Below are 8,461 nucleotides of genomic sequence, written 5' to 3' on the forward strand. Positions count from 1 at the left end.
CGCGGCCGCGGCGGGTGCCTCGGCGTCGTCGACGCGGGAGGGCTCGGTGTCCTCGCTGCGCCCGGCGGCCACCACTGCGGCGGCGGGCGCGCCCGCGCCCACGGCGGGCAGGGTCTTGGTGTGGCCGTCGCCGGTCTCCGCGGTGGCCGCCATGGGCTGGGTGGTGCCCAGGTCGCCGGGCAGGTGCCCCGCGAGCTCGCGCAGCGCGCGGCGCATCTCGCTCGCGTCCGCGAAGCGGTCCTGGGGGCTCTTGGCCAGGGCGCGCTCCATGAAGCGGTCCACCGCCGGGGGCAGCCGGGGATTCAGGGCCGACGGCGCCGGGGGCGCGTCCCGCACGTGCTGCGCCGCGATCGCCACGGAGGACTCCCCCACGAAGGGTGCCCGGCCCGTGAGCATCTCGAAGAGCACGCATGCCGCCGAGTAGAGGTCGGAGCGCGGGTCCACGGCGATGCCGCGAGCCTGCTCGGGGGAGAGGTACTGCGCGGTGCCGAGCACCGCCTGGGACTGCGTGAGTGCCGCCTGGGTGTCCTCCACGGCGCGCGCGATCCCGAAGTCCATGACCTTCACGCCGCCGTCCGGGGTGACCTTCACGTTCGCGGGCTTGATGTCCCGGTGCACGATCCCCGCACGGTGGCTGAACGACAGCGCGTCCAGGATGCCGAGCATGTACTCCACGGCCTGCTGGGGGGTGACCCCCGGCCCGTGGATGAGCTCCCGCAGCGTCTGCCCGGGGACGTACTCCATGACGATGTACGGGCGCATGACGCCGTCGGGGCCCTGCGGCCGGATTTCCCCCGTGTCGTAGATGGCCACGATGGAGTGGTGGTTCAAGGAGGCCACCGCGTGGGCCTCCCGCTGGAAGCGCTCGTGGAACGTCTCGTCCGCGGCCAGCTCCGGGCGCAGGATCTTGATGGCCACCCGGCGTCCCAGGCGGACGTCCTGGCCCACGTGGACGGTGGCCATGCCACCGCGGCCGATGACCTCACCGACCTCGTAGCGGTCGTTGATCCGATCCGGGATCGACGGCGTCCCCATGTGCGCTACCCGTCCGTGCCGTTGCTCGCACCGCCGGATGCGCCGGGAGCGGCCACGGCGGCGTCCTGACCCGCCACGGTGCCACCGGTGGCCCCGTCCGCCCGGGCACCCTGGTCACCCGTGTCCTGGGAGGTGTCGCCGCCCCGGCCCGCGCTGTTCGTGGCACCGTTGCCGCCGCCCTGGTTGCCCCCGTCCGCGCCACCGTTGCCGGCGCCGGTGCTCGGGTTCACCGGTGCCCCCGTGGGCGCCGGAGCAGAGGCGCCGCCCCCGCCCGGCTGCGGGGTGGCACCGGGCTGGCCGGTGGCGCCGCCGGTGCCGGAACCCTGCCCGGAGTCGGCCGGCGGCGTCCAGGCCACGTACACCACCACGGTGGATCCCACCTTCACGGAGGCCCCGGCCCCCGGCTCGGTGGAGACCACGGTGTTCTCGGCCTTGCCGGTGCCCTGCTGCAGCCGCTTGTCCACGTTCACGCCCAGGGCCACGATCTCGTTCGAGACCTGCTCGGCGTTGCGGCCCACCATCTGCTGGGGCAGGGTGACGGTGCCGGACTCCGTGGGGGACACGGTGGAGGACGTCACGGTGCCCGGGGAGGGGGAGTCCTCGGAGCCGCGGGTGGAGAAGAACCACACCCCGGCCAGCACGAGCACCAGCAGCAGCGCCAAAAGGGGCAGCAGCCAGGCCCACACGGAACGCCTGGGCTTCTGCTGCGGCGTGGAGCCGGTCCTGCCCTGGTCCACGGCGTCGAACTGTGCCGTGGAGGGGTGCGCGCTGTAGCGGGGATCAGGCCGGTTCGCGGCGGCCGCCGAGCCCGTGCCCACGGGTGCTCCCATGGCGGTTCCCGGCATGGCGCGGGTGGCCGGTCCGGACACCGGGGCCATGGCCTCGGTGGGCTGGTCGTCGTCGGTGACGCCCGTGGAGAGGAACCGGGACATGCCCGGAACCATGGCCACGGCCGAGGCCATGTCACCGCGTCGCAGGGCGTCCACGGCGTTGGCCAGCTTGCCGGCGTTCTCCGGGCGGTCCTCCGGATCCTTCGCGAGCATCGACATGATGAGGGCCCGCACGGGTTCCGGCACGGAGTCCGGCAGCGGCGGCGGGTTGTCGTTGACCTGTGCCAGGGCGATCGCGATCTGCGACTCCCCGGTGAACGGACGGCGGCCCGCGAGCAGCTCGTAGCCGATGATGCCCAGGGAGTAGATGTCCGAGGCGCCCGTGGCGGTCTGGCCGGTGGCCTGCTCGGGGGCGAGATACTGGGCGGTGCCCATGACCTGGCCCGTGGCCGTCAGCGGCACCTGGTCCGCGAGGCGGGCGATGCCGAAGTCCGTGACCTTCACCCGGTTGTCCGGGGTGATGATGAGGTTCCCGGGCTTCACGTCCCGGTGCACGAGACCCTGGGCGTGGGCGGCGGCGAGGGCGCGCGCGGTCTGGCCGATGTAGTTGAGCACCGTGTCCGGGTCCAGCGACTTCTGCCGGTCGATGATGTTGGACAGCGGCTCGCCCGGAACCAGCTCCATGACCAGGAACGCGGAGCCCTCGTCCTCGCCGTAGTCGAAGACGTTGGCCACGCCGGGGTGGTTCAGCAGTGCGGTGTGGCGCGCCTCGGCGCGGAAGCGCTGCAGGAACGTGGGATCCCCGTTGTACTCGTCCTTGAGGATCTTCACGGCCACGATGCGGCCCAGGACCTGGTCCTTGGCCTTCCACACCTCGCCCATGCCGCCGATGGCAATTCGTTCCGTGAGCGCGTAGCGACCGCCCAGAATGGTGCTCGACGATGGTCTCACTTGTTCAACACCGCCTCGAAGAGTTGCCGTGCGCTGGGGCTGGTCACGGAGGACCCTGTGGTGACGTCCACGTCCTCGACGACCACTGCCACTGCCAACTGGGGGTCATCGGCGGGCGCGAATCCAGTGAACCACGAATCGTTCAATCCGTCCTTGCCGATCTCCGCCGTGCCGGTCTTGCCGGCCACCTTCACGCCGGGGACGGCGGCACCGCGGGCGATGCCGTTGTCCACCACGGAGGTCATCAGGTCCGTGACCGTGTTCGCGGTCTCCGCGTCCGTGGAGCGGCGCAGCTGCTCCGCCTTGAACTCGTCGATGACCGAGAGGTCCGAGGACCGGACGTTCTTCACCAGGCTGGGCTTCATCATCACGCCGTCGTTGGCCAGCGCAGCCGAGGTCATGGCCACCTGCAGCGGGGTGGTGCGGACGTCGTACTGTCCGATGGAGGACAGCGCGAGCTGCGCCTGGTTCATGTCCTTCGGGAACACCGAGGGCGTGACGTCCAGCGGGATGCTGAGGTCCTGCCCGTAGCCGAAGTTCTCGGCGGTCTGCCGGATCTTGTCCTGCCCCAGGTCCATGGCGATCTGCGCGAACGGCGTGTTGCAGGACTGCTCCAGCGCGAACTGCAGGTTCACCTCGGTGCGCGCGGCGCAGCCTCCCTGCCGGTAGTTCGGCAGGGTCACGGTGGTGTCCGGCAGCGGCAGCTCGGACGGGTTCTGCAGCGTGGAGCCGGTGGTGTACTTCCCGGACTCCAGGGCCGCCACGGTGTCCACGAGCTTGAACGTGGAGCCGGGGGAGTAGAGGTCCCCGCCGATCGCCCGGTTCACCAGGGGCTTGTCCGGGTCCGCGTTGAGCTGGTCCGAGGCGGCCACCACCTTGTCGGTGTCGTGCGAGGACATGGCGTTCGCGTCGTAGCTCTTGCGTGAGACCATCGCCTTGATCTCACCGGTCTTCGGGTCCACGGCCACGATCGAGCCGTTGTGCCCCTCCAGGGAGTCGTAGGCCACCTGCTGCAGTTTGGGGTCCAGGGTCAGCTCCACGGAGGCGCCCTTGGGCTGGTCCCCGGAGAACAGGGACATCACGCGGTCGTAGAACTGGTCGTCGGACGCGCCGGAGAGCTCGTCCCCCATGGCGGACTCCAGGCCGGTGGCCCCGTAGACCAGGGAGAAGTAGCCGGTCAGGCCGGAGTACAGCGGCGAGTCCGTGTAGACGCGCTGGTGCTCGAAGTCGTCGTTCGCGGGAACGGACTTGGCGATCTCCTTGCCACCCACCAGGATCGAGCCGCGGTCCTGTCCGAACTGCTCGTAGAGCGTGCGGTTGTTCCAGGGGTTGGCCTGGAGGGCGTTCGCCGCGAAGAACTGCACGTAGGTCAGGGTGAGCAGCAGCACCATCACGATGGCCGCGACCATCAGCCACATCCTGCGGATCGCCTTGTTCACGGAGTCCCTCCTTCCTGCTCGGCTTCGCCCTGGGCGGGCTCGTTCTTCTGCTCGGGGCCCCCGGACGACGCCGCCCGGGTGCCCCCGCGCGCGGCGTCGCCACCCGTGGTGGCGGCGGCAGCGGCGTCGTCCGTGTCACGGGACGCGGCGCGCTCACCGGCGGCGGGCCCGTCCGAGCGGTCCGAGATGCGGGACATCGCCTCGGTGGCGGAACCGGTGTCCGGGGCGTCGAACGAATCGCCGGCGTGGTGCGGGGCCGCGGCGGAGGAGCTCAGAGCCGCTGAGCGCGTGGGCTCGGTGGCGGGCTCGCGGTCCGCGGCGTCGGAACCCTGCGTGCGCTGCTCGGCGCGGGCGCGGCGTCGTGCCTCGATGGTGGCGAGGTCCTCGTCCGAGGCAGGGCCCGTGACCACGGGGCGGCGCGCGCTGTGGGAGATGGCGAGCAGGATGGCCACGATGATCCAGTTGGACAGCAGCGACGAACCGCCCGCGGACATGAACGGCGTGGTCAATCCGGTCAGCGGCAGCAGCCGGGTGACCCCGCCGATCACGATGAACAGCTGCAGGACCATCAGTGCCGAGAGACCCGCGGCGAGCAGCTTGCCGAACGCGTCCCGGGTACCGAGCGCCGCACGCAGACCACGCGTGGCGAACAGCAGGAACATGATGAGGATGGCGCCCAGCCCGATCAGCCCGAGCTCCTCGCCGAACGCGGTGATGATCATGTCCGAGTTGGAGTAGGACACCAGGTCCGGGCGGCCCTGGCCGAGGCCCTGTCCGAACAGCCCGCCGGAGGCCAGGCCGAAGAGCCCCTGCACGATCTGCGCGGAGCCGCCGGGGGAGCGGTTGTAGACCTCGGGGTTGAACGCGTCCAGCCAGGCGTCGAGGCGCAGGCTCACGTGGGTGAAGAACCGGCTCGCGGCGAACCCGCCCACGAGCATGAGCACCACGCCCAGCACGATCCAGCCCAGTCGACCGGTGGCCAGGTAGATCATGGCCAGGAACAGGCCGAAGAACATGATGGCCGTGCCCATGTCCTTCTGCAGCACGAGCACGCCGATGGCGATGGCCCAGGCCGCGAGCATGGGGGCGACGTCCCGGAAGCGGGGCAGCCGCACGGGACCGATCTTCCGCCCCGCGAGCAGGATCAGGTCCCGGTTGGTGGAGAGGTAGCCCGCGAAGAAGACGGCGAGGGTGATCTTGGCGATCTCACCGGGCTGGAACGTGCGCCCGGCAACGGAGATCCACAGCCGCGCGCCGTTGATCTCCACGCCGAGCCCCGGGACCATGGGCAGCACCAGGAGCACGGCGGAGAGCAGCAGCATGATGTAGGTGACGTTGCGCAGCCGTCGGTGGTCCTTGAGCAGCCACAGCACCACGCAGCACACCGCCATGGCCACCCCGGTCCACACCACCTGGGTGTTCGCGGCGGTCTGACCGGTGGAGAGGTCGATGCGGTGGATCATGGCCAGCCCCAGGCCGTTCAGCGCCACGGCGAGGGGCAGCAGGTACGGGTCCGCGTACCGCGCGCGGGCCCACAGCACCACGTGCACGAGCAGTGCGCCGAGGCCCAGCACGGAGCCGCTCATCACGATGTGCGAGGCGTCCTTGTCCAGCTGCTCGGGGTCCACCAGGATGTTGGCGCCCACGCCGATGCCCAGGGCGAGCAGCAGGAGCAGCAGCTCGGTGAGGCGGCGCGGCCTGGGGCGCGCGGCGGCGTCGTGAGCCGCGGCGGGTGCGGTGGAGCTCATCTGTTCCCACCTCCCGAACGACTGGGGCTCGCACTCGGGGAGCCGGTGGCACCCGAGGGGTCCGGTGTGGGGGTGGTGACGGTGACCCTGCCGGTGGGGTGCGGGGACGCCCCCGAGGAGGTCTTCAGCTCGGCCACGATCTTCTCCGCCTCGGCGCGGTCGTCCGCGGGGATCGTGGCGCGCACGCGCTCCTGCGCGTACTGCGAGAGCGAGTCCACGGGGATGTCCGTGGTGGAGTCCAGCTCGCTCAGGGAGAGGGGGCCCAGGGACTGCGAGACGCCCTGGTACACGGCCACCTTGCCGTTGTCCTCCCCCACGTAGTACTGGGACGAGGTCCACGCGCGGGCTCCCCAGCCGCCCAGCAGCAGGGCCACGGCGAGCACCGCGATGCCCGTCGCCCACAGGGCACGACGCCGCCTGGTCCCGGGAGCGGGCTCCTCGCCCTTGCGGCGCAGCAGGCTGCGCACTTCCGCGGGGTCCGTGGTGATGTCCAGGGTGGACGTGGAGAGCATGGTGGCGCGGCGCTGCATCGCGGAGTCGGAGACCGTGGGGATGCGCCCCGTCTGCGTGGCGTTCGCGGCGGCACCCACGAGCAGGTGCGGCCGTTCGGAGAGGTCCTGGCGCAGCACGGAGGCCGAGGACCGCTCCGGGGTGGCGGTGTCCTCCTGGCGTCCGGGCTCGCGGTAGTCGTGACCGCCGCCGGCCACGGGGGAGTCCATGGGCCCGTTCCAGTGGTCCTCGAAGGTGTCCGCGCGCAGCTGCTCGTCCGAGGTGCGTGACTCGTCCGGGACGGCGCCCTGGCTCTCACCGGTCATGGGGTGGGCCTCGTCCCCGCGGGGGATCTCGTCCACCTGCACGACCACCACGGTCACGTTGTCCGGGGCGCCGCGGTCCAGGGTGAGCTCCACGAGGGAGTTCACGATCTGGTTGAGGTCACCCGTGGAGCGCATCACGTTCTCGATGGTCTGCGCGTTCACCACGGCGTTGAGCCCGTCGGAGCACAGCAGCCAGCGCTCGCCCACGGCGGGGCGGACGGTGCGGACCTCCAGCTCGGGGGAGGCGTCCACGTCGCCGAGCACGCGCATCAGCACGTTCTTGTGGGGGTGGCTCTCGGCCTCCTCCGGCTGCAGCCGGCCCTCGTCGATCAGTCGCTGCACGAACGTGTGGTCGGTGGTGACCTGCTGGAAGCCCTCGGCCTCGGAGAGCCGGTACGCGCGGGAGTCCCCGATGTGCGCCACCGAGATCTCGTCCCCGTCGATCAGCAGGGAGGTCACGGTGGTGCCCATGCCCCCCAGCCGCGGGTTGGACTGGACGAGCTTCGCGAGGTTCTGGTTGGCGTTCTGGATCTCGTCGGCGAGCACGGTCTCGGCGTCGCCGTCGTGGCCCGCGTGGTCCAGGTGGGTGAGGTCGATGACGGCGGAGGCGGAGGCCACGTCCCCGCCCACGTGCCCGCCCATGCCGTCGGCCACCACGGCCAGGTAGCGCCCGGCGTACGCGGAGTCGTCGTTCTTGGAGCGCACGCGGCCCACGTCGGACCGCGCGGCGTAGCGGAAGGCTATGGGCATGCGCTTACTGCCTCAGTTCCATCACGGTGCGGCCCACGCGGAAGCGGACGCCCGGCTCCACCGCGGCGGCGCGCGAGAGCTTCTGACCCTCCACGAACGTGCCGTTGGTGGAGCCGAGGTCCTCCAGGAACCAGCGGGAGCCCTGCGGGAACAGGCGGGCGTGGCGGCCCGAGGCGTAGTCGTCCTCGAGCGGCACGGTGGCCTCGGTGGAGCGGCCCAGCATCACGGGAGCCGCGCTCAGCTGGTAGCTGCTGCCGGCCAGCGGGCCCTCCAGGACCACGAGCTGCTGCGGTCGGTGGCGCGCTCCTCCGGTCGTGGGTGCGGCCTGCCGGGGCTGCGGCGTGGGCGCGGGACGACGCCGCTCGGGCTCGTCCGCGGCCACCGCCGCCCGGGTGCGTTCCCGGGACGCGGAGCGGGCCCTGCCGCTCACGGTCAGGTCACGCGCCTGGGAGACCACCACGGCGGCGATGAAGATCCACAGCAGCGCCAGGAAGCCGAAGCGCAGCAGGGTCACGGTCAGTTCGGACACGTCAGCGTCTCTCCTTCGGGACCAGCAGCCGGAAGACCAGCCGGGTGCGCCCCATGGTGATCACGGAGCCGTCCACGAGCTGGGCCCGCCCCTGGACCTTCTGGCCGTCCACGTAGGAGCCGTTGGTGGAGCCCAGGTCCACGGCCAGGAAGTTCTGTCCCTGGCGGCGGATCTCCAGGTGCTTGCGGGAGACCCCGGTGTCCTCCACGGTGATGTCCGCCTCCGCGGAGCGGCCCACGCTCACGCTCGGGGCGTTGAGGGAGAAGCGCTCGGACCCCACCTCGATCACGGGCACCCGCTGGGGGGATGCGGAGGCGACGGGTTCGTGGGCGACGGTGGGGGCGTCGTCGTAGGAGGGGTTCAC

General features: G+C 71.6%; 7 protein-coding genes. All 7 read right to left on the bottom strand.

Translation table 11 applies throughout. The features are described 5' to 3' along the window. The coding region (locus tag CWC38_RS10035; protein WP_133306250.1) for a protein kinase domain-containing protein at window positions 1–1,035 on the bottom strand (1,035 nt) is incomplete at its 3' end. 5 nt (window positions 1,036–1,040) lie between these two features. Continuing rightward, window positions 1,041–2,816 carry a protein kinase domain-containing protein gene (locus tag CWC38_RS10040; RefSeq protein ID WP_121846607.1) on the bottom strand — a complete coding sequence of 592 codons (1,776 nt, stop codon included), beginning with the start codon at window positions 2,814–2,816 and terminating at the stop codon, window positions 1,041–1,043. Next, window positions 2,813–4,255 carry a peptidoglycan D,D-transpeptidase FtsI family protein gene (locus CWC38_RS10045; RefSeq protein ID WP_121846608.1) on the bottom strand — a complete coding sequence of 481 codons (1,443 nt, stop codon included), beginning with the start codon at window positions 4,253–4,255 and terminating at the stop codon, window positions 2,813–2,815. Before CWC38_RS10045 ends, CWC38_RS10040 begins: the two co-directional genes overlap by 4 nt. After that, complete coding sequence (locus CWC38_RS10050; protein WP_121846609.1) at window positions 4,252–6,003, bottom strand: FtsW/RodA/SpoVE family cell cycle protein; 1,752 nt, start codon at window positions 6,001–6,003, stop codon at window positions 4,252–4,254. Before CWC38_RS10050 ends, CWC38_RS10045 begins: the two co-directional genes overlap by 4 nt. After that, entirely contained in the window at window positions 6,000–7,568 is a 1,569-nt protein-coding gene (locus tag CWC38_RS10055; protein ID WP_121846610.1) for a PP2C family protein-serine/threonine phosphatase, read from the bottom strand. Before CWC38_RS10055 ends, CWC38_RS10050 begins: the two co-directional genes overlap by 4 nt. 4 nt (window positions 7,569–7,572) lie before the next feature. Next, the gene (locus tag CWC38_RS10060; RefSeq protein ID WP_121846611.1) at window positions 7,573–8,097 is read right to left on the bottom strand and encodes an FHA domain-containing protein FhaB/FipA; all 525 of its coding nucleotides are present in this window, start codon (window positions 8,095–8,097) and stop codon (window positions 7,573–7,575) included. Between the two features lies 1 nt (window position 8,098). Then, window positions 8,099–8,461: FHA domain-containing protein (locus tag CWC38_RS10065; RefSeq protein WP_165860391.1), on the bottom strand; the 363-nt coding region annotated here is incomplete at its 5' end.

Source organism: Kocuria tytonicola, from assembly GCF_003687455.1.
GTDB classification, from domain to species: Bacteria; Actinomycetota; Actinomycetes; order Actinomycetales; family Micrococcaceae; genus Kocuria; species Kocuria tytonicola.